Origin of the sequence: Aeromonas sp. QDB68 (genome assembly GCF_027707405.1) — a bacterium.
In the GTDB taxonomy this organism is placed as follows: Bacteria; Pseudomonadota; Gammaproteobacteria; order Enterobacterales; family Aeromonadaceae; genus Aeromonas; species Aeromonas caviae.
Map to the genome: position 1 here is coordinate 1 of NZ_JAPCIQ010000066.1, position 23,652 is coordinate 23,652.

Below are 23,652 nucleotides of genomic sequence, written 5' to 3' on the forward strand. Positions count from 1 at the left end.
GGGAGTCACATGGAAGATCAGATCCTGGAAAACGGGAAAAGTTCCGTTCAGACCGCTATTTGTGTATAAGAGTCAGGCTGCAAGGTCTCCACCTTGTCCAAAATGGCACTCAGCTGCGATCTGACATCTGTCACTGAAGATGAGAGTGAGTCAATCAGACGTTGGTTGATATCCGTTTTTTTATCACCTTTATGGAAAAGTATTTCTGGTTTGAAATCAAACGAAGAGTTGCTGTGAAAACTTCTTGGATTTGATATTTTACATGTTCCCTGCTTATCAAACTCGAAAACCAAGTAATCAATTTCGTTGCCAGACTTGTCCACTGGATGAAATTTACCTGCCTTGCTCATTCGCTCTGTTGGAATATATATATGCTCTTGACTGCTGCCATGACCATTAAATTTATTGCTAACTTTAAAAAAAGTTTTCTCTTTAATGAAACGACTAAGTGATTCAACCTTGTAAATATCTTCCGTACAAAAAAGCTCAATGTGAATCTCTTTATCCAGCAACGTTTTTTTGAGATCGATCTCTGCCAGATTAATACCACTGTCAAAACCGCTATCCTTGACGGCTTGCTCAACGATATCGTTAACGGCAACACGATTATCTTCATGGGTCCACAAGCAGTGCCGCAATAGCAAGGCATCACTGTGATTGGTTTCGCTGCGGCCATTAAAGAGGGCTGCGGCCTTGAGCAGTTGGGTCGCCCGCTGCCAGCGGCGGTCGGAAACATAGACCTTCAGTTTGTCATATTTGGTGGCGAGTTCACTGCGGATCAGGCGAATAATGGTCAGGGTTTCCGGTGACAAACTCACCTCATGCAGTTGCTCTCGCCATTTAGCCCACTCATCGGCCTTCACAACAAGCGAGTCATCAATCCTGATAGCCGCCTCGGTCGGTTTACACGCCAGCAATCGTTCAAAATTATCAGACTGCTCAATGGGCCCGACCATCAGGCGGATGATAAAGCGATCATACAGCGCATCCAGCCCCTGATTGGCATCGGGTGTTTCATTCGACGCAGCCACCAAGGCTTTCAGTGGGGCCTGCTCGATCTGTTCGCCATTGCGAAAGGTGTGCTCATTGATAAGTGTCAGCAGGGTATTGAGGATCGCCGGGCTCGATTTCCATATCTCGTCCAGAAATGCGAAATCGGCCTGGGGCAGATAATGCTCGGTTTTACGAACATACCGATCTTCTTTGAGTGCCTTGATCGAGATGGGGCCAAAGACCTCCTCGGGGGTACTGAACCGGTTCATCAGATACTCGAAGTAGGCCGGATTGGCAAAGGCACAGGCGATGCGACGGGAGATCAGGCTTTTGGCCGTGCCGGGTGGGCCGTAAAGAAAGGTATTCTGACCACACAAGGCACCCAGCAGTGCCACCGAGATCACCTCCTCCCGCTCAAACATCCCTTCACATACCGCGTTGACCAGCCGTTCCATCCGTTGTTGTAATTTCATGTTTATCCCTAACTGACTGTTTATCTTATTTAATTTTTATGGTGATGCGATGCAACCAAGGCTCGCCATTCGCCTGGCCGTCACCCTCACTGAGGGTACGGGCCGAGCGCCTGATCAGTGCAAACAGCACTGCTTGTACTTCTTGCCGCTACCACAGGGGCAGGGCTCATTGCGCCCGACCTTGGCAGGGGCCTTGGCCGGTTTCACCGATGGCACCGCGACAGGCCCCCTGTTTGGCCCCCGTTGGGCGAGAAAATAGGCGTGCAATTTCAACGCGGCAGGGCCCACTTCGGCCACGCTCTGTTGGTATTGCGTCAGCGAGAGACGGGTCAACTGCGCCAGTTGCTCATCGCTGCCATGCAGGCGAATAAGCGCCAGCGCCTCTTGCTGTGGATGGGGGAGCGCGTGCCAGTTGCCCAATGCCACGCCGCGCAGATAACCCGCACACCACCATTTGGCGATCTCGACGGGGGGCTCCATATTGGGGGCAAGGGTAAAAATGGGCTCGAACTCGTCGTGCTGCTCGGTCAGGGCATAGGAGAGGAACGCCAACTGGATCATCACCTGTTGCATCACGCGATCTCGCTCGGCCCGATCACGCCATGCGGGCTCGACCCCGCCCCAGATGGCGGGCCACCAGCGGTCAATGGGCGGCTGCTGTGGGCTGGAGATAACGGCAGTCAGAAAGCCATCCAGCTCGGAGAGGTTGCGAACGGCATTGGGGTTGCCATATTCGCGCAAGCGCGCTTCCAGCCAGAGGTTCTCCGCCTCATCGGCGGCATCTATCGTGAGTGGATTCATCTTAAGCGGCCTCCTCGACCTTGACCCGCCGTTTGCCGGTCAGCAGTTGTTGCATCAGCGCTTTTTTCTCTTGCTTTAAGGCATCGAGCTTTTGTTGCAGGGCTGCAATTTCTTGATCGGTAGTGGAGAGCACGTCGGCTATTTTTTGTTGTTCTTCAATACAAGGAAGTCTCAGTGAAAAACCCTTAACCATCCCTGCATTAAGATTTGCTTGTGTTCCTTGTTGCCCTTGAAGCTTTATTTCATCCTTTAAAGACACTAAAAAAAAGTATAAGAATTCAAAATATAGAGATTTTTTTGGTCTTATCCCAAGAATTGCTTGAGAAGAACATAATGGCACCTTCGCTATACTGCACTCACCAATTGATGCATACATTGCATAGAGAATAGTATTTTCAGGATAAAGACGGGCAGATGAGTTTGCTAAGCCAAGTTCTGAAATATTTCTCTCAGTTGAGGATATCCATTTACCATGCTTTGTCATATCAGCTATGGAAACCCACGGGATATCTCCTCCGTAGTATTCTTCAATGCTAGATTTTGGAGTGCCACCGCTATTCATATCTGCGACAGAGTCGAGGGTGACCTTTTTCCACTCCCCACTAAACCTCACCCCATTCTTATCCAGCAGGCGTTTTTTGCCGGTGAGCAGTTGCTGCATCAGCGCCTTTTTCTGCTGCTGGCTATTGGCCAGCAGTTGCTCGGTATTGCTGATTGCCCTATCCCAAGTAGAAAGGATTTTGGCGATTTTCTTTTGTTCAGGGAGTGGGGCACAAAGAACTTTTACCTTTCTAAGTTCTTCTAATGAGATCTCCTTGAATGTACTTCCTTTGCTCAAGGCATTGATACGATTCAAAATCTTCTCAGAGGCCAGCTGATAATAGTGAAACTGGTTAGAGTGTTCGGCTGAAACGGAAATTCGTGCTGTACCCTGAGTTAAGTTAGCTTCAGGCAAACTGGCTGGAACAATCGCCGATTCACCGATATTTCCGCGTAGAGAAAATACAATATCACCGGGGTGAACAGATGAGCGTCTGTATTTGAAGTGTATTTCCTGGCTAGTTCTTTGTAGCGAGTAAGGATTAATAGTTCCTCTGACGTCTGAACTTTTAATGTAAGGTATGCCATCTGGAACGTGGGGGCCAGCTTGGACAATCCCGTATGAGATTTTTTCTTTTACAATATCCGCTAACGGCTTTGCACTCCATCCATTAGGCACCATAACCCAACTCCTCCAGATAGTTAGCCATCTCGATTTCCAGCGCGGCCAGTTGGGTTTTTAGCTGCTCCCGCTCGGCCCGCACCGCCAGCAGATCGATCTCGGCTTCCTCCTCGAAGGTATCCACATAACGGGGGATATTGAGGTTGTAGTCGTTCTCTTTAATTTCTTTGAGCGAGGCAAGATAGGCGTATTTATCGACATTGCCGCCGTTGCGATAGGTGGCAACGATCTTGGCGATATTGTCCGCGCTTAACAGGTTCTGGTTTTTACCCGCCTTGAATTCGCGGCTGGCGTCGATAAACAGCACATTGTCGTCCACCTTCTGCTTTTTAAAGATGAGGATCGCGGCCGGGATGCCGGTGCCATAGAAGAGCTTCTCTGGCAGGCCGATCACCGCATCGAGCAGGTTCTCGTCGATCAGCTGCTGACGGATCTTGCCCTCGCTGGAACCCCGGAACAGCACGCCGTGAGGCACCACGACCCCCATGCGGCCGCTCTTAGGCTTAAGGGTCTCAATCATATGGAGGATAAAGGCGTAATCCCCCTTGGTCTTGGGCGGCAGTCCGCGCTTGAAGCGACCGAACTTATCGTTCCCCGCTTCCTCATAACCCCATTTATCCAGCGAAAAGGGCGGGTTGGCGGTCACGATATCAAAGCGCATCAGATCGCCGTTTTTATCCAGCAGCTTGGGGTTGCGGATGGTGTCGCCCCACTCGATCTTGTGGTTGTCTTCCCCGTGCAGGAACATGTTCATCTTGGCCAGCGACCAGGTAGAGCCGATGGCCTCCTGCCCATAGAGGGCGTAGTGCTTCTCGCCATGGTTTGCCACCACCTTGCGGCCGCACTTCATCAAGAGTGACCCCGAGCCACAGGCCGGATCGCAGATGGTGTCGCCCGGCATCGGCTCCAGCAGCTCGGCGATAAGATCGGAGACTTCGGGTGGGGTATAGAACTCCCCCGCCTTCTGGCCGCCGCTGGCAGCGAAGTTTTTGATGAGATACTCGTAGGCGTTGCCGATCACATCCAGAGTGCCGACCCGACTCGGTTTGAGGTTGAGCTCATCCTTGGCAAAATCTTCCATCAGGTGGCGCAGTATGGTGTTCTTCTGCTTCTCTTCGCCGAGTCGGTCGGTGTTGAAGCTGATGTCCTGAAACACGCTCTTGCCCGCGTCTTTGAGCTTGGTGCCGTTGGCCTCTTCGATGGCGTGCAACGCCTGATCGATCCGCTCGCCGTTGCCCGGTTCAAAGCGACGCTCGAACAGGCTGTAGAAACTGGCCTGTTTGGGCAGCACGAAGCGCTCGTTTTTGAGCATCTCTTCAATGAGCTCCGGCTCATCACCATATTCGGCCCTGTAGCCATCGTAGTGATCCTGCCAGACATCGGAGATGTATTTCAGGAACAGCATGGTGAGCACGAAATCTTTATAGGTATCAGGGCTGACAGTGCCGCGAAAGGTATCACAGGCAGACCAGAGGGCCTTGTTGATATCGTCCTGGTTTATCGAGGTAGTCATAAGTCACAATTCCTTGGGTATTTCTTGGAAAAATGGGCTGCTCAGCGAAACTATTTCGCTGGCTGATCGGATTGTTCGAGCAGGCTGGCAGCGATGGCCTGCATCATCTGCTCGCCGTTACGTTGCAGTTGTTGCATCAGGCTCCGTTCTTCACGCATGCTGTGGGCCAGCTTCATGATGGCAGCCTGTCTCGCAAGAGATGGGATACCGATAGGGGCCTCCTCCAACACCTGACGGCGAATACTTTTTGCCGCGCTGCCTTCGGAGTGAAGCTCGAAGTAGCGCTGGCAAGGGGACTGATTGAGCTGCCAGGCCAGAAATTCGGGACTGAGCGCCTCGCTATGCAACCGCACCACATAGAAGTGAGGGGCGGCTACGGCGGGCAATGATGCAAGCCCGGTATCGACCAGCACGGCATAGTTAGTGCTGCCACGGGCCGCCACCAGGATATCGCCGGTTTGCAGCCAATCAGGCTCCTTCTTGCTGGTAGGCTCAGAACGAAGGCAGGCAGACCAGTCAACCCCCCCTTCTGGCGAGGCATCTCTCATCTGCACCACGGCCATGCTGCCGGAATCGATCTCCGGGATCTTGCCGCGATAGGGGTGCCCAGCACTGATGGTGGCAATTTGGTTCAGCTTCACAAAAATCTCTTCATCGTTAATGATGCAGTTGCAGTGTGTCGCATATGACACTACTGAGTCAATATCAACGCCCATTATTTTTGCATCAATGTGAATGATGCTTTTATGTGTACCATTGACAAGAGGTAGACCATGACCTGCTTGAAAGATCCAACCGAGATCATTTTTGTAATTTAATTACAGATATTCACCGCACAAAATAAAAAGGCCCTGCTGTTGCAGGGCCGTTGAGTTTCCAACTGCAATATCACGGTTTCCAACTTAATTGTCCGTGATCAACAACGCAGTGAATTGCCACAACCTATGTGGTTGACATTTAATTAAATTTCTATATAAAAGTACAATAAGTCTCATACAATTACCTGAGACAACTACATAGCTTTTATTGCAATAAAACATTGCGTAAGTTATTGAAATTGAAGGTTATATTTGTGCTGAAATGTACGAGAACGAGGGTTCGAATCCCTCCCTCACCGCCAAATAAAACAAAAGGCCCCGTCGCAAGACGGGGCCTTTTGTTTTTCCGGTAACCGGCAATCTGGTCTCTACCCGGTATCGACAGGCGGGTGGACTAGCCCGCTTGGACAGCCGAAGGCTGCCCGCAGGGCGAGCGCCAGGGATGGCGCGAGTCAATCCCGACCCAGCACCAAAATTAGAAAAACCGACCTCAGGGTCGGTTTTTTGCTTTCTGAGCCAGCCATACACTGAATCGCCCCTACTTTCCTAGACACCTCAAGAGCCTCAAACTGAGGTCAATCAGGAGGTGTTATGAGCAAGCAGCAACGTTACACAGAAGAATTCAAACTGGCAGCCGTCAAGCAGGTGACTGAGCGCAATTACCCAGTAGCAGAGGTCGCTGAACGACTTGGTATTTCCAGCCACAGTCTTTATGTCTGGATCAAACGCTACAGCCAACCCGAAGCGCAGCAACAGGATGACTCCAGCCAGCAAGCCGAAATTCGGCGCCTCAAGGCTGAACTGCGTCGCGTCACCGATGAGCGAGATATCTTAAAAAAGGCCGCCGCGTACTTTGCCAAGCTGTCAGGGTAAGGTACGCCTTCATCCGGGAGCACGCGTCCGCACATCCCATCCGCAGACTGTGTCGGATGATGAATGTCCACCCGAGCGGTTATTACGCCTGGCAGCACCAGCCTTTATCTGCCCGAGCCCTGGAAGACCAACGCCTTCTTGGCCAGATCAAGCAATGTTGGCTAGAAAGCGGGGGCATCTATGGTTATCGCAAGATCCGGGATGACCTGCGAGAAATGGGCGAGACCTGTGGGAAACACCGGGTGGCGCGATTAATGCGTCATGAAGGTTTACGTTCACAAACCGGTTATCGCCGCCGTCCCGGTCATTATGGTGGCCGGCCAACGGTGGTTGCACCGAACCATCTTGAACGCCAGTTCGATGTGACTGAGCCAAATAAGGTCTGGGTAACAGACATCACTTATATCCGAACCCATGAAGGTTGGCTCTATCTGGCCGCGGTATTGGATTTGTTCTCACGACAAGTCATTGGTTGGTCAATGGGGCCACGTATCGACCGAGAGCTGGCTATCAGCGCGTTACTGATGGCGGTGTGGCGACGGCGACCGGAGCAGGAAGTGCTGGTTCATTCCGACCAAGGGAGCCAGTTTAGCAGCTATGACTGGCAGGATTTTTTGCGGGATCATCGGCTTAAGGCCAGCATGAGCAGACGTGGCAATTGTCATGATAACGCGGTGGCGGAGAGTTTCTTCCAGCTCCTAAAACGCGAGCGGATCCGACGTAAAACCTATGCGGATCGCGAGGAAGCCCGGCAGGATGTGTTCGATTACATTGAAATGTTTTACAACCCCAAGCGCCGGCACAGTTTCAACAATGGGCTATCGCCAGTAGAGTGTGAAAAGCAATATTTCGAGCGGCTCGAAAGTGTCTAGAGAAGCCGGGGCGATTCAGAGCGCCCTGGCAGCCGTGTTATCAATCTTTTTATCCATAACACGAGGGATCAGACCTGGACTTGCGCTGGGTCATGGCATGAGGAGGGCTTGTCTTGAGCGGGGCAGAAAACCCCATTTTTGTGACGGCGGTCTGGATTGCGTCCTGAGCAGGGCGCCGAGCGCCAGAGGATGGGGTGGGGGCGTTGCGCCAAAAAGCGGACGGCGCAGAAACAAAAAGACCGGCCAGTGGCCGGTCCAAACAGACAGCGTGCTGCTGTCTCATCAGGCTGATCCCAGCCTGGAGGGGAATAATGGGGTGGCTGATGGGGCTCGAACCCACGACAACCGGAATCACAATCCGGGACTCTACCAACTGAGCTACAGCCACCACTGAAATCTGCCTTCGATACAGCAATCAAACTCATGTGTATCGATGGCGCGCCCTGCAGGATTCGAACCTGCGACCCACGGCTTAGAAGGCCGTACCTGTTAATATAGTTAAAATGTCATCAGGATACGTCAAGCACCAAATTAATATAGAGCTTTAAAATCAATGCTTTATTGCCATTATGTCGTTCTAGGTTAGCTGAGGAAATTTGATGTTGCCAAAATTGGCACTTCAGGTCTCTGCATTTTTAGGGAAGGTGCGAATAAGTCATATGGCACGAGAGCATTTACTGGTAACCCATTGATATTAAATGACTAAAATTTTCATTTTTTGTTCTTGGGATACTTGTTCGCACTTTCCTTAGTTGTTTTTTTGATCTAAAATGGATCATTCACTCGCTCGTACGCAAAAAAATGAGCCTCGATAGAGGCTCACCTGGGGCGATGCAAGAGGCATTTGTCACATTGGTTAATTATCGTTTTAAGCGTTGAGCTCTCGAACTGAGTCCACCCAAAATTGAATCTGCAATCTCAGTGGGAAATGTATCAGGCAATTGCTGACGAACGATTGATATTACCTCATCCAGATTATCCGTCAGCTCGCTGATGATTTTTTCCATCTGCACTTGTTCAAAACCAATCGTCTTGGCCGTTTGATAAAAATGGCGAGGAAATATCTGCTCTATCGCGTATTTTTTGCCCTTGGTTGCAGTAAGCCCCATGGCCAACTTGGCATCACGGGGATGTAATCCTTTACCACCAAATGCAGGATACATGGAAAGGATGTCGTAAAACGGTGTAAGCCGGAAACGCCCTTCAGGTTCGATAAACACCGAGAAATTCTTGGCATGGCCATCAGTGGCAGCCAGCAGCCAGAACAACACCTGAGACTTCATAAACAGGTACCGATCCTGCTCCGGCGTGGCCGATCCCAGCAGGGTCGTCATGATGTCAGCAATGCCCGGTCCACCATGGCTCTCGTACTTGCGTGCTGACGGTACATTCAACACCTGGCAGAAGTCCTCTTGGGGCAGGCGCATGATCCAACTGCGATCCGTGGCGTAGCGCCGATCGAAGCGTTCCACCGCCAGAGCCTTGACCTTGCCGACCTGCATGATGAAGCAATGGGGAACCGGAAGACCCAATGCTTTGGCGATCAGGGTGCAGAGATATTCGTTTTCTACGCTCTGGGAGAGGTCTATCGAGTAGGAGTGGCTTTCGATCTTGCCAATGGGCAGCTTGATAATGTGGGTGGTTGGGGTCGCTGCATGCGGTAAGCACCAACGGTTGTCGAGGTAGAGTAACGCGGTCTTTTCCTGAGCCCCGGCGATGGATATCCGAAAATCGTCCTCTTCCCTCACCATACCAAGCGGGATCCCTTGCTGGTAGCTGGTCAGGATCTGCTCCAGTTCGGCGTCAGAGAGCGGCTTGCACTCAATGCGCTTAACGTCTGGCACAGGTCTGCCCTGAGCCACCAGTTGCAATGCCCCCACGCTGTCCTGGCCAATGCAACTGAGCAGATCAAAGGGTTGGGTGGAATCGGCTTGATAGCGCGCCACCACCCGGTTTCTTACTTCCGGGTTATCTGGCAGCAGATTATCGAAGAAGTTATAGGCCTCATCGCCCTGGTAGCGCTGCTGGCGTAATGGCATGGAGAGCGAGATGGGGCGGCTGCCTGGCAACTTCACCCACGATTCATCGTACTGAAATTGGTGAGCACCATTGGTCGCCTTGGTAAAGGTACCTACCCGGTATCCGTTCATGTAGACCGTCAGGCTGGCCATTACCACTCCTCCTTCCAGCCAGGCGTGGCGTTTTCCGCAGGATCGGTGCGGGGCCTGATATCGAGGGAGAGTTCCAGTGCGGCGAGGATCTTGAACAAGGTCTCCAGCTTGGTTGACTCGGGATTGAGCTCGAAGCTGGACACCGTGTCCTGCCTGATCCCCACCTTGCCGGCCACTTTGCCTTGGGAGAGCTTTTGCGAAAGCCTGGCATCCTTGAGACAGGCACTAAGTTGCTTGGCGCTGGTTACTTTCATGATTTGACTTACCTGGTAGCGTAATTTCTTTTAATTTACACGCTGTGGCAGGTATATCAATATTTACCTGCTTTAGGCGGTAAATGTTTTTCACACGCTAAAGGCGGTATTTAACCTTGATCCTCAGGTATGGGTGTCGCACTTTCGATTCAAGGGGCCATTAAAACAAGGTGTAACGAGTTTCAGCAGGAGTGCACTGGGGTTGGCGCAACAAAAGCCAAGGCAGCGATGGTGCGTCGGTTGATCGTCTCTGTCAGTGAGTCCATGATTGTTGCGATCGCTTCACGGGAGCTCACAAGTTCGCACCCGCGTTCGCTTCTTTAAATACCTTCTTGAATTGATGAGCACGAAATTTTGCCAATCTAGCCGAGGTTTCTCGGGAAAATTTGCAAATGCAGTGATGGTGTCATACCAAGCAGCCACCTCCATTGAAGATCTAAACTGGACAGGTCCCCAGTGTTATCGAAAACGGGGGGGCGCAACCAACAAGGTAACTCTGACATGTTGAAACCCATTCTGGTACAGCTCCGAGAGGCCTTGGCCGAGCTGCCCTACTTCACCCATATCAACAACCAGCATGACTACGAAAGTGCGCTGGCACTGATAGATGAGCTGGTGGATGACTACGATAACAACGTCCAGCTGTTAGACCTGCTGGCGGCCAGCATTGAGCGTTGGGAAGATAATGCTGAAGAGTTTGCCGAGTTTAACCGGCGGGTGGCGGCCATCCCTGCGTCATCATCGACATGAACCACTAGGCTAACGTCTTGCCGCCGGGCGCAGCCTACCGCATGAAGTCCGAGCACGACAACAAGCTGCTGATGGATCTTCGATCCAAAAATCGGATGGTTGCACACACTCCAGGGTGGTCAAAATTGGACGCTGAAAACCCCGGATGGATGAGTCAGACAGGAATGCCGCCTGACGGCCTTTGCTTTTCAGTGGTTCGTCTCCATCGGAAGCGCCCAAGTGAATTCCCCTTTATTACTACACCGGGGCCCAGATCAGCAGGCGCTGCCAGTTCGCTCACACAATGAGGGGAGGAGGGCCATGACGCGACTAATGCTGCGATGACAATAAGGGGCATCGTAGCGTTGATCTCCAGCCCGCGCTTGATCAACGTTGACTTGCAAGAGCTGAGGGTAGTGATGGCAAGGATGGGATTCTAAATCATAGGTCCTCCAGGTTGACGCTGACGAACTCCGACCGTTTGACTCGCTCATCGACAATACGGTTCAGCTCGGCATCTTCGGCCAGTTCCAGATAGTAGGCGTAGAGCTCAGGCGGCACACAATAGAATGCTGGCTCGTTACGATAGAGGATGGCGACGGCATCGCCTTTTCCCTCTTTGATGGTCCCCATTGGATTGCGTCTGAGCTCTGTGATATTGGCAGTGGTGGCTGCCAGGCTTTGGTAACTCATGATGATGTCCTCGGCATAGAGCACCGCACTATGGAATACCTTAATAGATACTCAACTCGACGATTGTCACAGTATCAATCAGCGCCCATGTTGCGCTTTCCACGCGATAAACTCCGAGGGCCGTAAACCATAGCGTGCCAGAACACCTTCATGCAGCCTTCGCAACTCTTCAACAATCAGTGCCTGTACGGCCGATCGCTCTTGCTGCGGGACGTTCTCTGACACCGCTTGTTCAATGGTGCTGAGTGGATCAAGTTGGATCGACGTGACGACCCCACGGACAGTCTGTTTGATAAGATCCCGCCATGCTAGGCGAAGTGGGTCAGGTTCGGCGAGATCCCGCTTGATGGCAAGATATTCTTGGGTTGAACGTTCATAAGCCCACACGTACAGGTCGCGTAGCAGTTCGATGCGGGCCATTTCGTACACACCGAGGGTGGCGCGGCTGTAGGCCTGTTCTGGTACATCGAGGAAGGTGAGCGGGCAGAGGTTGCCACGAAACAGGGGGAGATTCGCGGCCAGGCGGGAAGTGCGTTTATTGATGTCGGCAAAAGGTTGTAGGTAGGGCAAGTGCACCATCATGAAAAACGATTGTTCAAACGGATCGTGGATCTGATTGGCTTTGCTCAGCACCTCGTCCAGCACCTCTTCGATTTGTTGTGCCGTGGATAACGGGCGATAGATACTTTTACTGATGTCGACAGCATGTTGGCGAATGCGCCCCTCATCGGCAGGGTTGGGTAGCAAGCTTTCCGCCAGGGCGCTGTGCAAGTTCATCAGGGTGTAGCGGTTAAATTCGGCACTGTCGATGTTTTCGACCAGTAACTCGATCGCGGTTTTATGGTTCAGGATCATCTGCGTTTCGATGGCTCCCTTACCCCGCGCGGCCTTGCCGTGCTCGATAAGTTCACGGGTGTCTAGCCTGCTATAGGTATTACCTTCCAGGTGGCTCGATGCCCATGATAAGTCGATCAACAAACGGTTCAGGATCGCTCGACTGTATGTGCCGGCAGGCTCATCGATGTCTGTGGTCTTGCCCATGTTGTGCAACTGACGGCGCAGTGATTCGGACAGGTAACAGGTTTCGTTGGGATGATATGCCTGCAAGAAATCATGCTGATAGCCCACGGGCTTGCGGGCTGGGAGGGGCTGGTCGATATAGGCAAGGATATCCAGGCTGTCGGCAGAGAGTGGGATGAACGTGGGGAAACTGTCCACCTTGGCTATCCGGGGCTCGGTATGGCTCTCGGAGTCAGCATGATAGCGGCGAGCCCGTCCTTCGCCTTGGGCTGTGATGTGGCCGCTTTCAATCAGCTTGGCTATCAGGCGCTGTGCGGTGCGTCTGGCTATGCTCGGGTGGCGGCCCAGCAGTTCAGCCAGCGTCAATCCGCTTTCGGATCCCCTGATAGTCTCTAGTAGGTCTGTGGTCGCTGACATCGTGTTTGTTGGCGCGTTTTTCATATATATGGCGCCATTTTGGCGCAGTTAACTAAACTGCGCCAGTTTTAGTGGCAAGTTTGGCGCAGTTTTGCGGTGGCTTCATAGGTTAACGTTTGGGGTTTGAAAGAGTCCTGCATCGTTGATGGTATGGTTTAGATGGGCTAGTTTAAAGGCGCAATGATACAGGGAGCCGCCTCGCCATGTCCTACGCTGCTTATCGTTCTGTTCGCCAGATCCGCCAACCGAAGGGGCTGATGGCCTCGCTGGCCTTGCCCCAGGAGCTTGTGGGGGCGCATCATCTCATTGTGGCTGGAATGGCTCCCTCCATCGTCAATGAACTGGCTGCGTTGCTGGGCTGCGACGTCAAGATAGTCTGTCAGCTGGTTGGCATTGACCGCTCGACGGTGACACGCAAGCGCACTGCGGCGGCCCTGCTGTCCCGCGCTCAGAGTGCCCGTATCTATTCATTCGTTAGTGTGATGGAGGCTGCGGAGTCGCTGTTCGAGGGGGACAGGGGGAAGGCGCTTGAGTGGTTGAACAAACCTGCCCGGGCGCTGGGAGGAAACCCTCCTGCTACTTTCCTGACGACCGCTGTCGGAGCTCAGGCAGTTATCGATCTCATCGGTCAGATTGAGCATGGCGTCGTCGTTTGATGGCGACCTATCTCGCTGAAGGCGTTACCGCTCGACAGCGGTGTCCAGCATGTGCAGGAGAAAGCCAAGTATTGTTCAATTGACGTCACCCGAGTTAGTCACATTCCCCCTTGCATATCGGCTAAATGATCCCGCTCCCTCGACGATTACCCACTTGGTGAATTGCATCTCCATTCCTGACTTCATTCACAGTACCTGCCTGCGGTAGGCCTGCCATGCGCAGGTTCAGAGGTTCGGTGTGTGGCTGAATCGGTTTATCGCTAAGGAACTGTTTGAAAACAAAATACATTTTTATGTAATGTGTTAGTAACGGGTGATACACGGGGTTTACATGAGGACGAAGGAGTCAGGGAACTATCAGATCCATCCGGCGTTAGTCGCGTTTCGCGAGGCGTGGTTGGAGTTGGGCTTCAAGACTGGGCTGCCGATTGCCGATCAATTCCATACGCTCTGGGAGTCAGCCATTATTCTCTATCGTCCCTTGTCGTCAGGCGATGATGTGGGCAGTGCGCTTATGATCGTAGGGCCATTGTTGCCAGTATTGTCTTGGCCGTCGCCAATCAAACCGCCGCCTGGGCAACGATTGATCCCCTGCGGGCTGAATGATGGTGAGGTCGAGCAGCATCTGGCCGGGGAGTGGCTGAGGTTGATGACGCTGTTAGGGGAGCCCCGTCTCATCGAATGCAGCCGACGAATTTTCAATCGCGTTCTGACAGACGAGCAGCGTCTTAACTGGTTTCAGAAGAAGCGGTTGTCTCAAGACTATTGGGCCAAGGTGTGCGGGTTGTCCCGGGAACAGCTGGCGCATGCTCAGGAGGCGCTGAGCAAGTCCCGGCAAAAAGACAAAAAGAACGGGATGGTATCGGTGCCCGAACCTAACTTCTTCTTGCAGAGGTTAGCCGATGAGTGATGACCTTTCGCAGGAGCAGGCAGTGGAGGGTCTTGACGCTGAACCCGCCCGTTCCCTTACCCGACAGCTGGTGTTTCCGGAGGCGTTGGCCGAGTGGCACCGGCAAATCCTTGAATCGTTGCAAGCATGCTGTCAGGGGATCCTGGGATTGGATCCAACACTGACCGCGTTGTTGGCCGCCGAGCTGCAGTGGATCGATTCTGTCTCATCCAAAGAGATGCTGCCCCCATCGCCACTCTCGGCCATGCAAATGCGTGAGCGGTTGAGTAAAGATCGGAGACTCAGCCAATTCTATCTCGTTGACGCCATCTTGGCGGAATTGCGTAGTGGCCATAGCCTCAACGGTGAGCTATTTGCTCAGCTCAAGTCCGTGACGATCCTGGCCGTCTTGGCGTTATCACATATCAATTTTTCTCAGGGTATTGCCGAGCGGGACCAAACGGTCGAAGAGGCGCTGCGCAACGTCAGGCTGATGGCGAACAATCAACGTGAGGTGATGATTAAGGCCCTGTCTGAGGTCGATTTTACGCAGCCGATACTGACGCTATTGCAAGCCATCAAGATCCAGAGAGAGCAATATGCCAATAACAAGCAGGTGAGCGTCAATACAGGGGCCTTGGAGGCCCTACTGAGCCGACTCTATAAGGCGCGAGCCAAAGAGATCAAAACGGGTACCCGGTCAACCGGCGAACGCCAGCGGTTCCAACTGGAGGCGCGTTATCAAGAGCAGCTCGACGAGCAGACCCAAATCCTGTTGCTACGGGAGGTTCTGCTGCAGCGCGGCAAAGTCAAACTGACCGAGTGGGAGGGTGAAGAGGAGCGAGGAACCCTCCCTGAGCAGCAGACGCTGCTGGTGTCCTCTCAGCCACAGGGGTTGATGGATATTCAGGCGAGGGTTTTGCAAAGCGCCTCGGTAGCGCTCTCCATGTCGATGCGTCATCTGCAGTTGCCGGCCAACCTTTGGATTGCCACAGCGTCACAGATCACACGCCTCGTCGATGCCTTGATGCCTCAGGCGGTCGATGAAACGGCGTTGCCGGCGCTGTCGATCCTGCTGCAACTGGTGATGGGCACGAGTAGCGAGGACTTGCACAAGCTGCCGGTCTGGCCGAGTACTGAGATTAAATTGCCTGCTCCTGGCTCTCGATTTGCCGATGACGACGGACCCTCAAAGAATGCCAGTGGTATTTGGCTGCTTCCTCATGGGGCGTATCTACAACGCTATGTAGAGGTTGCCCACAGCCGAGTGCATAGGAAATTGCACTCTTTTTTGCCAAAGAGCGACTTATTCTTGCAGCTACCTTTGCCAAAATGGGCCACTCATTTATTGGTTGGACACGGTTGGAGGACATTGAGTAGTAGCGCGCAGGTGGATTGTTTAGCGCGAGCAAATGAGCGAGCTGGCACGGCCTTGACCATGCGACAGCTGCAAAACTACCAGCGTGCTTGGTTGCAAAGAGAGGGGATTGATAGCGCCATTGCCGGTATCCTGCGTGGCAAGGCGGCTCAGCAATGTTCCCCTATGGCCTACAGTCATGTGCCACGTAAAGACGTGTTGCAGATCTGGCGCCGTTATTTGGCCTCCATGGGGATGACCGCGGTGGTGCTGGCACCGGAATTAGAACAAGGAGCTGTCGGATCACGCCTCTATCCTAGCGTTGGCGAGCTTGCTCGACTCCTAGGAAATTATCAGCAGTACCTCTGTGCACGACTCAGTGGGTCACGGCAGCAGCGTCCAACGCTGACGCAATATCATAACCTCCTCGTGCGCCACAGTTTGTTGATCCTCCATCTTTCTACTGCCGCCAGGCCCGTGACGGAGATGTACGGCAGGCGTGGCGATTACTGCCTCATCAGTCGCTTTATCCGGCTGACAGACAAAGAGGGACGATCTGTGAGCTCGGCCAGGTTGGTGCCATTGTCAGCGTTGGCAGTGCAGCAACTGCAAGCCTGGGAGCGCTATTTGACATATTTGGCATGTCAGCGTGAGCCGCTGCTGGCGCCGTTAGTGTCGGCGGCGGAGCAAGCATTGAGTGGAGCTGGAGCGCTCCTGTTCTGGGCGGTCGAGGCCAAAGATGGCAGCCTGGAAGGCACAGAAATCGTCACCCCAAATTCGATGATGAGGCAGTTCGAAAATCTGTTGCCCCTGGCGCCAAACTGGCATCGCCATTCGGTGCGCAGCCACCTGCTGGAGCAAGGCGTGGCCACCGAGTTTATCGATGCGCTGCTTGGTCATGAGGAGATGGGGACAGAGTTCACAAACCAGTACAGTAGTGCGGCGTTGAGCGATCTATTTACCCTGACGGACGTGCTGGACAAATGGCATCAAACCCTCGGGTTGAAGGTGATGGGCGAATGGACAATCCACTGATCGATTGGCGTGAACAGCTTCGAAAGGAAGATGAGCGTGCAGCGAACGTTCTTCGGTCTGGTCGGGCTATGCGTCGGGATCGTCTCAAACGTGCTCAGGTGCAAATAGAGCGTCGAGCACTGGATGCGCTGTTGCAACATTTGCCCGGCCTATTCAAGGAGCCAGCCGATGTCCGAGGGTTTGAGTATCTGTGGCCATTGGCGATGAGCACGTTGACGGGCAAGTATAGGCGACAGTCTGAATTCAAGGCTGGGCTGCGAGCCATCCTGCTTTGCCTGCAGCAGGGCAATACCAGCGGGTATTGGCAGTTGCCGTTGCCGACAATCCCCCTGACGGTGCTTCGGCGCCCGCTACCTTACACTGAAAAGTGGTTTGACAAAGCGCAGCGCTGTAGTCAAGCGCTGCTGAACTGGCATAGACAGATCGAGGCCCGCGACACTAGCCTGATCGAAGCTGAAGATTTACTGGCCGACATTCTTCATAGCGCGGTGTTTTACTGCGGTGTACACCAGACGGCGATTTTGCACGCACTGATGCTGGCCATCGCTGAGCGGCGAAGATTATGCACGAATGGCTCAGTTGTTTGGTTGCCTTTGACGTTAGAGAGCAAGGCGTTGGCCACCAATGCGCACGATAGAGCAGGGAAGGGGGTTACCGAGCTCCAGATTTTCCTAAGCCTGCCGACTCTGGGGTTGGTACAGCGCTGGTATCGTCGGCGCGGCAAAACGTTTGAGCTTGCCGTTGAGCTCGACACATTCAGCTTATGGGCCCAGAGACATCTGACTGCACCCCTGCGCGGGATCAAAGAGTTTTGCCAAGGGGCGAGTCTGGTAACCGGTGGGCAAGCCGGGGTCCGCTGGCCACAGATCCTGACTCATGTGGCATCTGGGGCGTTACACAGTGTACCGCTGCCTCATGAAAACTGGCTTTCACTGCATCATCCGACGGTTGCGGATGGTCACCAAGTGGTGTGTTTGGCGCAGGAGGCGTGTACCGGATTAGTCGATAACCTGACGGCAGGCAGTTCCAAGCGTTGGCGCTACCATGGCGAAGACCACCCTTATTCATCCTTACTGGCTCGGTTGCGAACGGTGTTGGCGGAAAAGGAGAGCGCGACTCGCAAGCAGACGAAGGCAAGCTGCCTCGCAGGACTGAACCGGTTGCGCAATGAGCAGACCCTCAGCAAGTCAGAGCAGATCCTGGTTGGGTGGCTACATCAATGCATCGCAAAGAACAAAAACAAGCCTTCGACGCTGCGCAGTTACCTTAGTCGCGGTGGTCAGCAATGGCTTGTTCGGTGCTTTGATCATGATCTCGGCTTATGGGATGGCTATCGTTTTCTGAGCTGTTATCGAGCATTGCTGGAAGAGTATGGGGGGACTTCAAATCTGGTCGTCGACCCGGCGCTCTCTGGTGCGGTTGAACGGACGGACCTGGAAAGATCCTCCTCCGCAGAGCCGGAAAGTTCCTCTTCCGAGGCGCCCGTTAGCCAAAAGAATGCTGTCAGCTACATGGCTGCACGCTTGACCAGCCTGCACAGCTATGCGGTGGCGAGTTACCACTTGGCCCCATTGCCGGAGGAGCTGGTCCCGCGCGAGCGCCAGAGGCCCCATGTGCGTGCCACCTATCTCAGTGAACCTCTCTTTCGACAGTTACTGCGTGGAATGGAGCGGATGACGCACACCTCATCGAGTTACCGAGAGTGTCTGAGCGCGTTATACATCGTGGCTTATCGTGCTGGACTGCGCTTGAGCGAGATCCAAAAGCTCAGGTTAAAAGATATCGAACGCAGTCCAGAGTGCTGGCTATATATCCGCGATACCCGGCTTGATGATGGCAAGAGTGACAGTGCCACCCGCAAGATCCCCCTGGGGGTCTTGCTGACCCCGGAAGAGCGTACTCGATTGGATGCGTACTTGTCTGGGTTATGGCCGCGAAAGGCGAAAAACGCGAACGCGCTGGCGTTTCCCTCACAGAGCGGTTGGTTGATACCGATGTCGGATGAAGAGATCAGGGGGCCGTTAACCAGTATCCTTCGGCAGGTTGGTGGGAAATACTATACATTCCATCATCTGCGGCATACGGCATTGAGCCGCCTACAACTGCTGCTACATCACGAAGCTCTGGCACTGCACAGTTTGCCAGGGTGGGCACATTTCCTGCCTTGGTCGGCCGCACAGTGTACCTCTATCTACCAGACCATCACACACTCATCCACTCAGGGGGATTATTGGGCGCTGGCCCAGTTTGCTGGCCATCAGAGCCCGGAGACGACGTTGCACTCATATTTGCATTTTACCCACTGGGTCAATGCAGCGTGTCTGTTGCAGGCCAAGTACGACTGGTCTTTGTCACTGCGACACCACTTCACCGGGCTGTCTCGTGCAAAGCTCACACAGAACGACTGGTTGGAGGGGCCCTTGACATGGCAGCGCTGCCGGGAGGCCCTGCTCCAGTCGCTTTCGCCTTATCTTCAACAGGTCTCCTGGGTCCTGATGGAGTGTGCACCTTACCCTCCCTTGGTTAAACACAAGCTGGATTTTGATGCCGCTCTGGAGCTGATCGCACGGTTCGCACGACATGAAGATATCACCGATCAACTCAATCGTTATCAACTCACACCCGCTATGGTCGATGAGTTAGTTGAAAAAATTCATTTACTTAAAGCATTTAAGACTCAGCGGGGAGCACAGCGATTGCTCTACTCAACGTCACATCATCTGAATTTGCTTCCTGGAGCCTTGCGCAGTCATAAGGAGCAAATCGAACTCCGTAAAGTGGTTAAACTGGCTCGCCAGGTCTATCGCGAGCAACGAGCGGCTTTCATCGAATGGATTGGCTATCTGCTAGTCCGAAGCAATACTCGCAACACTGGGATCCCCTTCACGGATCCACAGATGTTGCAAGCCTTCCTGAGTGTGACGGTATTACTGCTGCCAGCGACACGGATTGCGATCGAGGTACGATGTGGCGCCAAACGGAGTGAAAAAGCCCCATGGCGGGAGGTCATCTCACGCTATCGCGTGAAGAGTGAATTCATTGAAAAAAGTGGGGCTAACCGGGCACTACTGCGAATAATTCATCCTGACGAGGCGGGTATCTGTCAGCGTTCTACTGAGCGGCAGCAAAATGCTGACACGGTAAAACCAATGGCGCGCTACAGCACTCCGTTGCTACGGACAGTCGCCTATGTCGTGGCGCTGAAAGTAATGAGCATCCAAGAGCTGGTATCGCTAGGTAACAAGAAGAAAGCCGACTTTGCACGTCAAACCGCGCGTGAGCTTACAGATTGAACGTGCAACATGCTGAAATAGAATAAAATCTATTTGCTTCGCCATTTTGCCAGCTGCCTGACCACTGCGCGCTGCGCATCTGATGTGGATAGGCCCTGAAGGGGCAGGAATTGCTCTGCTTGCCGGCGCTGCTGTCGAGGGCTGAACCAGCTTTTCCCATCCTTATCCATGTTCCAAGGGCTCGAAACGGCGCATTGGAGTATTGGCAAAAAGTCATCCGTCGTTGCGTCGCGTGATAGCTGGCCACGCAACTGAGCGCGCCAGCGTTTGTGCCAAATCCGCTTGTCTTCAGCTTCAGACGTCGCTGTTGTGTAGCCAAACATGGGGGTCTTTCGTCGACTTCGGCTCATTTCTTGCCCTCATAATGCGTTTCGTTTGAGGTAGCTCGTGGCTCTTCACTTTTGCACTGCCAAGTGTGTTCGACGAAAGCGGGTTGAGGACTTGACGCTTTGTCTGCGTCCTAGCTCTCAGTTGGTAAAGATAGCTATCGTTAATCAACGAACTCATACAGATCTTCAATCTTTACATTGAGATAACGGCATAATGTTTCAATAGCATCAAGTTCTATTCTAGTCGCAGTTTCGTTGTACATGCGCGTAATTGTGCCTCTGTTGAGTCCTGTCTCTCTGGCAACATCGGCAATTTTTAGCCGTTTCTCACCCATGATCTTGGATAAATGACACTTAATCATGCTCTCTCCGTAACCAAAATAATCTCCTGAAGATTAAAATGGCTTGCAATTGTGTTTTCTTGTGTTTAAATTGTTCTGCAGGAGATCAATTTAATCTCCAAGTTAGATAAATCAGCGTTTGGAGAATGATTATGGCATACACCTACCTGACAACAGAAGAGCTCTCTGCTCGCATCAAGTTCGATCCACGTACTATCCGCAATCAGCTGAAAGACTCTGTCCTGCTCGAAGGGCTGCACTATATTCGCCCGTTTGGCGGTCGTAAGTTGTTGTTTCTCTGGGAGCCTATCGAAGAGGAAATGCTCAAGCACAGCGCAATGTTCGAGTCGTTTCAGGGCTAGGGGAGGTGGATTCTTATGGCAACAGTATATAGCCTTAACCAATTGCTTTACCTCGATTTTTGCTTCAAGGGGAAGCGCTGTCGTGAGCGCACTGGGTTACCCGATACAAGCCAAAATCGCCACAAACTGAAGCAGTATTGTGAACGATTGGAGGCACAAATCACCCTCGGGCAGTTTGATTTTTGCAAAACCTTCCCAAACAGCCCGCGTTGTGGCTACTTCACCAAACTGGCCGAGCGGGAAGCCGTGTTGCGGGCTGGGTGCCCTCTGTTGTCTGATTTTGCTGAGCAGTGGTACCAGGAAAAATCGGCCGAGTGGCGAACCTCCCAGCAGGAGACCATCCGCGACATTCTTGATTGCCATCTGCTGCCGCACTTTGGCAATCAGCCGCTGAGCGTGATCGATAAGTCTGCGATCTTGGCATTCAGGACAATGATCGCTCGTTTGCCCGGGAGAGGTGGCAAGCCGATCTCAGCCTCACGGGTCAACCACATCATGACGCCGCTTCGCATGATGTTGGCAGATGCGGCAGATCGGTTCGGTTTTGACTCGCCCTGGCGCAATATCCGAGCACTCAAGATCCCCCGTAGCAACATCATGCCCTTCAGTCTTGAAGAGATTGGTCGACTGCTGGCAGTGGTGAGGGCTGACTTTCGCCCTTATTACACCATCCGGTTTTTTACCGGGCTACGTTCGAGCGAGATCCACGGTTTAACCTGGCGCCACATCGATTTCGAGCGCCGGCAGATCCTGGTGTATCAGGCATGGGTCCGCAATGAACTGATCCCGACGAAAACCGATGGCTCCTATCGCGCGGTGCAGATGAGTGAGCAGGTTTATCAGGCATTTCTCACTCAACGCGACCGCTACGATGGCAAGGTCTCACCAGATGGGTTTGTTTTCTGCACGAAGCACGGCAGCCCGTTCGAGGATCGCAATGTGGCCAATCGGGTGTGGTACCCATTGCTGTCGTTGTTAAAGCTGGAGAAGCGCAAGCCCTATCAGACAAGGCATACCGCCGCCACGCTCTGGCTCGCGGCAGGTGAGAGCCCTGAGTGGATAGCAAAGCAACTGGGCCATAACAGCACTCAGATGTTATTCCGGGTCTATTCCCGTTACGTGCCTGATCTGTCGGGTCGGGATGGGCATGCCTTTGAGCAGATGTTGGCGGGATTCGAGCAGCAGCGGCTTGCCTCGAAGGCGCTGGCGGAAAGGTGGGATTCACAGGATGGGGAGGCGGGTCATGGTACACGTCACTGAATATGCGGATTGCGGCGAACTGATGTGGGCAACCAGACTGGCGGATAGCGAGGGCGAGTATGAGTGTTGGGAATTGTTATCGCCAAAGGCCGTCCATCGAGTCTCGGTCTCAGATAAATGCATGGCAACTATTGCGCCGTCGGGGCAGCTGGTACTGGCAATGCTGGGGATGGAGCAGCAGTCTGTCACATTGCGCAGTTGTCGCGCTCTGGAAGGCATCACAGGGGACGAGGGGCGTCAACTGTGGGAGTTTCACCTTGGTTTGGCCCTCAATGAGTCGCATGGCCAGATGATCCAGGCACTGTGGCGCTTCTATGCCATGTTACCGCCCGGCGGGTTACGGCGCTTTTCCCTCGGGATCCTACGTGACCGGCGTTTTATCACCGGGTTTTATCGAGGCAGGGCGAGCCATCACCATCATCATGACCATGTGGGTGGCTTGCTGGAGCACAGTGTAGAAGTGGCGATGACAGCCAGGATGTTGTGTCGTCAATACCGGCTTGATGGACGCACCGCCGACGTCGCCTTCCTAGGGGGATTGCTGCACGATGTGGGCAAACTCTACCTCTACTACAACGTGGAAGCCGGAGAGGGGATCTGCTCCCAGCATGAAGCCCTGAACTTCATGAAGTTGGAGCCACACCTGCAAAGTCTGATGAGCCAGGATCCCCGGGCATTTGAAGCCCTGTCGGCCTGCTTGTCCGCATCGATTGGCAAGCCGCTTATCCAGTATATGCCGGAGACTATCGTCAAGATGGCGGATCGATTATCGGCCGAAGTATTCAACTGGCGCAGGGTGTTTGCAGGATTGCCCGATTTTTACTGGTTTCGGAAATCGACCAGCGATACGCGGATTTACAAGCGGCTGGATTGATGGCGTGGTCGTGGGCTTAAACCGGTTTTAAAGAAGAGCTGGCAAGATGGCATCACCCACAACGTCCGATGGGGCTCTTGCCGGGGGTAAACAGGTTGCGTGTTGAGATAATGCGGGAGGCAATATGTTGGTAAAAGCGATAGTTCCGACGGAGCAGGTCGTAGATGTGATCTGTGATGTGTGTGGTGACAGCACGACAAAGACAATGGCACAGGAATACGGCACATTGTCAGCCCACTGGGGGTATGGCTCGGTACGGCACGATGGCGAGAGATACGAAGTGCATCTCTGTGAAGATTGTTTCTTTGAGACGCTCGCGTCTTTGCGTCAAAGCCATCTTAAATGCGAAAGGGGACTCCCTCCGACGTAGGTGGGAGGGGAATTTCGCCGGGGCGTCAGCCCCGCTG

19 protein-coding genes and 1 tRNA gene are annotated in these 23,652 nt (G+C 53.3%); 9 read left to right on the forward strand and 11 right to left on the reverse strand.

Annotated features, from left to right (window positions below):
- Nucleotides 1–47: 47 nt before the first annotated feature.
- From PG892_RS16225 to PG892_RS16245, 5 genes are all read right to left on the reverse strand, one after another.
- Nucleotides 48–1,466 (reverse strand): AAA family ATPase, encoded by a 1,419-nt coding sequence (locus PG892_RS16225; RefSeq protein WP_270825575.1) that lies wholly within the window; start codon nucleotides 1,464–1,466, stop codon nucleotides 48–50.
- A gap of 114 nt (nucleotides 1,467–1,580) precedes the next feature.
- Complete coding sequence (locus PG892_RS16230; RefSeq protein WP_103857960.1) at nucleotides 1,581–2,267, reverse strand: UPF0149 family protein; 687 nt, start codon at nucleotides 2,265–2,267, stop codon at nucleotides 1,581–1,583.
- 1 nt (nucleotide 2,268) lies between these two features.
- Nucleotides 2,269–3,489: a restriction endonuclease subunit S gene (locus PG892_RS16235; RefSeq protein ID WP_270825576.1), complete on the reverse strand. Its 1,221-nt coding sequence runs from the start codon at nucleotides 3,487–3,489 to the stop codon at nucleotides 2,269–2,271.
- Nucleotides 3,479–5,002, reverse strand: coding sequence for a type I restriction-modification system subunit M (locus PG892_RS16240; protein WP_223917503.1), 1,524 nt, complete (start codon nucleotides 5,000–5,002; stop codon nucleotides 3,479–3,481). The genes PG892_RS16235 and PG892_RS16240 overlap by 11 nt, the downstream gene beginning before the upstream one ends.
- Nucleotides 5,003–5,052: 50 nt before the next feature.
- Entirely contained in the window at nucleotides 5,053–5,643 is a 591-nt protein-coding gene (locus PG892_RS16245; protein ID WP_223917505.1) for a restriction endonuclease subunit S, read from the reverse strand.
- A 768-nt stretch (nucleotides 5,644–6,411) separates the two neighbouring features.
- On the opposite strand from PG892_RS16245, the gene PG892_RS16250 reads away from it, so the two are divergent.
- Nucleotides 6,412–7,565, forward strand: a protein-coding gene (locus PG892_RS16250; protein WP_216990557.1) for an IS3 family transposase whose coding sequence is annotated in 2 segments (ribosomal slippage) — nucleotides 6,412–6,649 and nucleotides 6,649–7,565 — 1,155 coding nt in all. Because the reading frame shifts where the segments join, the coding sequence is not laid out codon by codon here.
- 312 nt (nucleotides 7,566–7,877) lie between these two features.
- On the opposite strand, the gene PG892_RS16255 is transcribed toward PG892_RS16250, so the two are convergent.
- The 3 genes from PG892_RS16255 to PG892_RS16265 form a co-directional block, all read right to left on the reverse strand.
- Nucleotides 7,878–7,953 (reverse strand) — tRNA-His (locus tag PG892_RS16255).
- A gap of 472 nt (nucleotides 7,954–8,425) precedes the next feature.
- Complete coding sequence (locus PG892_RS16260; RefSeq protein ID WP_059169586.1) at nucleotides 8,426–9,736, reverse strand: type II toxin-antitoxin system HipA family toxin; 1,311 nt, start codon at nucleotides 9,734–9,736, stop codon at nucleotides 8,426–8,428.
- The gene (locus PG892_RS16265; RefSeq protein ID WP_005329233.1) at nucleotides 9,736–9,990 is read right to left on the reverse strand and encodes a helix-turn-helix domain-containing protein; all 255 of its coding nucleotides are present in this window, start codon (nucleotides 9,988–9,990) and stop codon (nucleotides 9,736–9,738) included. Before PG892_RS16265 ends, PG892_RS16260 begins: the two co-directional genes overlap by 1 nt.
- Before the next feature lie 501 nt (nucleotides 9,991–10,491).
- Here PG892_RS16265 and PG892_RS16270 point away from each other — a divergent pair.
- A complete protein-coding gene (locus PG892_RS16270) occupies nucleotides 10,492–10,740 on the forward strand; it encodes a hypothetical protein (protein ID WP_160839436.1) in 249 nt (82 codons plus the stop codon).
- Nucleotides 10,741–11,160: 420 nt separating this feature from the next.
- Here the strand turns inward: PG892_RS16270 and PG892_RS16275 are convergent, their stop codons facing one another.
- Nucleotides 11,161–11,412, reverse strand: coding sequence for a type II toxin-antitoxin system Phd/YefM family antitoxin (locus tag PG892_RS16275; protein WP_010674977.1), 252 nt, complete (start codon nucleotides 11,410–11,412; stop codon nucleotides 11,161–11,163).
- A gap of 78 nt (nucleotides 11,413–11,490) precedes the next feature.
- Nucleotides 11,491–12,798, reverse strand: coding sequence for a Fic family protein (locus tag PG892_RS16280; RefSeq protein ID WP_270825577.1), 1,308 nt, complete (start codon nucleotides 12,796–12,798; stop codon nucleotides 11,491–11,493).
- A 254-nt stretch (nucleotides 12,799–13,052) separates the two neighbouring features.
- Between PG892_RS16280 and parS the strand changes: the two genes are divergently transcribed.
- The 4 genes from parS (at nucleotide 13,053) to PG892_RS16300 (ending at nucleotide 20,079) form a co-directional block, all read left to right on the forward strand.
- Nucleotides 13,053–13,505 carry a type II RES/Xre toxin-antitoxin system antitoxin gene (gene parS, locus PG892_RS16285; protein WP_021140686.1) on the forward strand — a complete coding sequence of 151 codons (453 nt, stop codon included), beginning with the start codon at nucleotides 13,053–13,055 and terminating at the stop codon, nucleotides 13,503–13,505.
- 331 nt (nucleotides 13,506–13,836) lie between these two features.
- On the forward strand, nucleotides 13,837–14,415 hold the full coding sequence (locus PG892_RS16290; RefSeq protein ID WP_021140685.1) for a hypothetical protein: 579 nt from the start codon (nucleotides 13,837–13,839) through the stop codon (nucleotides 14,413–14,415).
- Complete coding sequence (locus tag PG892_RS16295) at nucleotides 14,408–16,786, forward strand: site-specific integrase (RefSeq protein WP_053288387.1); 2,379 nt, start codon at nucleotides 14,408–14,410, stop codon at nucleotides 16,784–16,786. The genes PG892_RS16290 and PG892_RS16295 overlap by 8 nt, the downstream gene beginning before the upstream one ends.
- Nucleotides 16,771–20,079 carry a tyrosine-type recombinase/integrase gene (locus PG892_RS16300; protein WP_270825579.1) on the forward strand — a complete coding sequence of 1,103 codons (3,309 nt, stop codon included), beginning with the start codon at nucleotides 16,771–16,773 and terminating at the stop codon, nucleotides 20,077–20,079. The genes PG892_RS16295 and PG892_RS16300 overlap by 16 nt, the downstream gene beginning before the upstream one ends.
- Before the next feature lie 490 nt (nucleotides 20,080–20,569).
- On the opposite strand, the gene PG892_RS16305 is transcribed toward PG892_RS16300, so the two are convergent.
- Complete coding sequence (locus tag PG892_RS16305) at nucleotides 20,570–20,770, reverse strand: helix-turn-helix domain-containing protein (RefSeq protein WP_010674971.1); 201 nt, start codon at nucleotides 20,768–20,770, stop codon at nucleotides 20,570–20,572.
- Between the two features lie 131 nt (nucleotides 20,771–20,901).
- Between PG892_RS16305 and PG892_RS16310 the strand changes: the two genes are divergently transcribed.
- The 3 genes from PG892_RS16310 to PG892_RS16320 are packed head-to-tail and all read left to right on the forward strand — an operon-like array spanning nucleotide 20,902 to nucleotide 23,245.
- A complete protein-coding gene (locus PG892_RS16310) occupies nucleotides 20,902–21,111 on the forward strand; it encodes a hypothetical protein (protein ID WP_021140683.1) in 210 nt (69 codons plus the stop codon).
- A 15-nt stretch (nucleotides 21,112–21,126) separates the two neighbouring features.
- The gene (locus PG892_RS16315) at nucleotides 21,127–22,371 is read left to right on the forward strand and encodes a tyrosine-type recombinase/integrase (protein WP_111897002.1); all 1,245 of its coding nucleotides are present in this window, start codon (nucleotides 21,127–21,129) and stop codon (nucleotides 22,369–22,371) included.
- Nucleotides 22,355–23,245 carry an HDOD domain-containing protein gene (locus PG892_RS16320; RefSeq protein ID WP_223916935.1) on the forward strand — a complete coding sequence of 297 codons (891 nt, stop codon included), beginning with the start codon at nucleotides 22,355–22,357 and terminating at the stop codon, nucleotides 23,243–23,245. Before PG892_RS16315 ends, PG892_RS16320 begins: the two co-directional genes overlap by 17 nt.
- Nucleotides 23,246–23,652 lie beyond the last annotated feature (407 nt).

What these genes read in the sequence shown, in the direction of transcription:
- PG892_RS16225 (WP_270825575.1), bottom strand. Translation starts at nt 1,466, where the DNA reads ATGAAATTACAACAACGGATGGAACGGCTGGTCAACGCGGTATGTGAA.
- PG892_RS16230 (WP_103857960.1), bottom strand. Translation starts at nt 2,267, where the DNA reads ATGAATCCACTCACGATAGATGCCGCCGATGAGGCGGAGAACCTCTGG.
- PG892_RS16235 (WP_270825576.1), bottom strand. Translation starts at nt 3,489, where the DNA reads ATGGTGCCTAATGGATGGAGTGCAAAGCCGTTAGCGGATATTGTAAAA.
- PG892_RS16240 (WP_223917503.1), bottom strand. Translation starts at nt 5,002, where the DNA reads ATGACTACCTCGATAAACCAGGACGATATCAACAAGGCCCTCTGGTCT.
- PG892_RS16260 (WP_059169586.1), bottom strand. Translation starts at nt 9,736, where the DNA reads ATGGCCAGCCTGACGGTCTACATGAACGGATACCGGGTAGGTACCTTT.
- PG892_RS16265 (WP_005329233.1), bottom strand. Translation starts at nt 9,990, where the DNA reads ATGAAAGTAACCAGCGCCAAGCAACTTAGTGCCTGTCTCAAGGATGCC.
- PG892_RS16270 (WP_160839436.1), top strand. Translation starts at nt 10,492, where the DNA reads ATGTTGAAACCCATTCTGGTACAGCTCCGAGAGGCCTTGGCCGAGCTG.
- PG892_RS16275 (WP_010674977.1), bottom strand. Translation starts at nt 11,412, where the DNA reads ATGAGTTACCAAAGCCTGGCAGCCACCACTGCCAATATCACAGAGCTC.
- parS (WP_021140686.1), top strand. Translation starts at nt 13,053, where the DNA reads ATGTCCTACGCTGCTTATCGTTCTGTTCGCCAGATCCGCCAACCGAAG.
- PG892_RS16290 (WP_021140685.1), top strand. Translation starts at nt 13,837, where the DNA reads ATGAGGACGAAGGAGTCAGGGAACTATCAGATCCATCCGGCGTTAGTC.
- PG892_RS16295 (WP_053288387.1), top strand. Translation starts at nt 14,408, where the DNA reads ATGAGTGATGACCTTTCGCAGGAGCAGGCAGTGGAGGGTCTTGACGCT.
- PG892_RS16300 (WP_270825579.1), top strand. Translation starts at nt 16,771, where the DNA reads ATGGACAATCCACTGATCGATTGGCGTGAACAGCTTCGAAAGGAAGAT.
- PG892_RS16305 (WP_010674971.1), bottom strand. Translation starts at nt 20,770, where the DNA reads ATGATTAAGTGTCATTTATCCAAGATCATGGGTGAGAAACGGCTAAAA.
- PG892_RS16310 (WP_021140683.1), top strand. Translation starts at nt 20,902, where the DNA reads ATGGCATACACCTACCTGACAACAGAAGAGCTCTCTGCTCGCATCAAG.
- PG892_RS16315 (WP_111897002.1), top strand. Translation starts at nt 21,127, where the DNA reads ATGGCAACAGTATATAGCCTTAACCAATTGCTTTACCTCGATTTTTGC.
- PG892_RS16320 (WP_223916935.1), top strand. Translation starts at nt 22,355, where the DNA reads ATGGTACACGTCACTGAATATGCGGATTGCGGCGAACTGATGTGGGCA.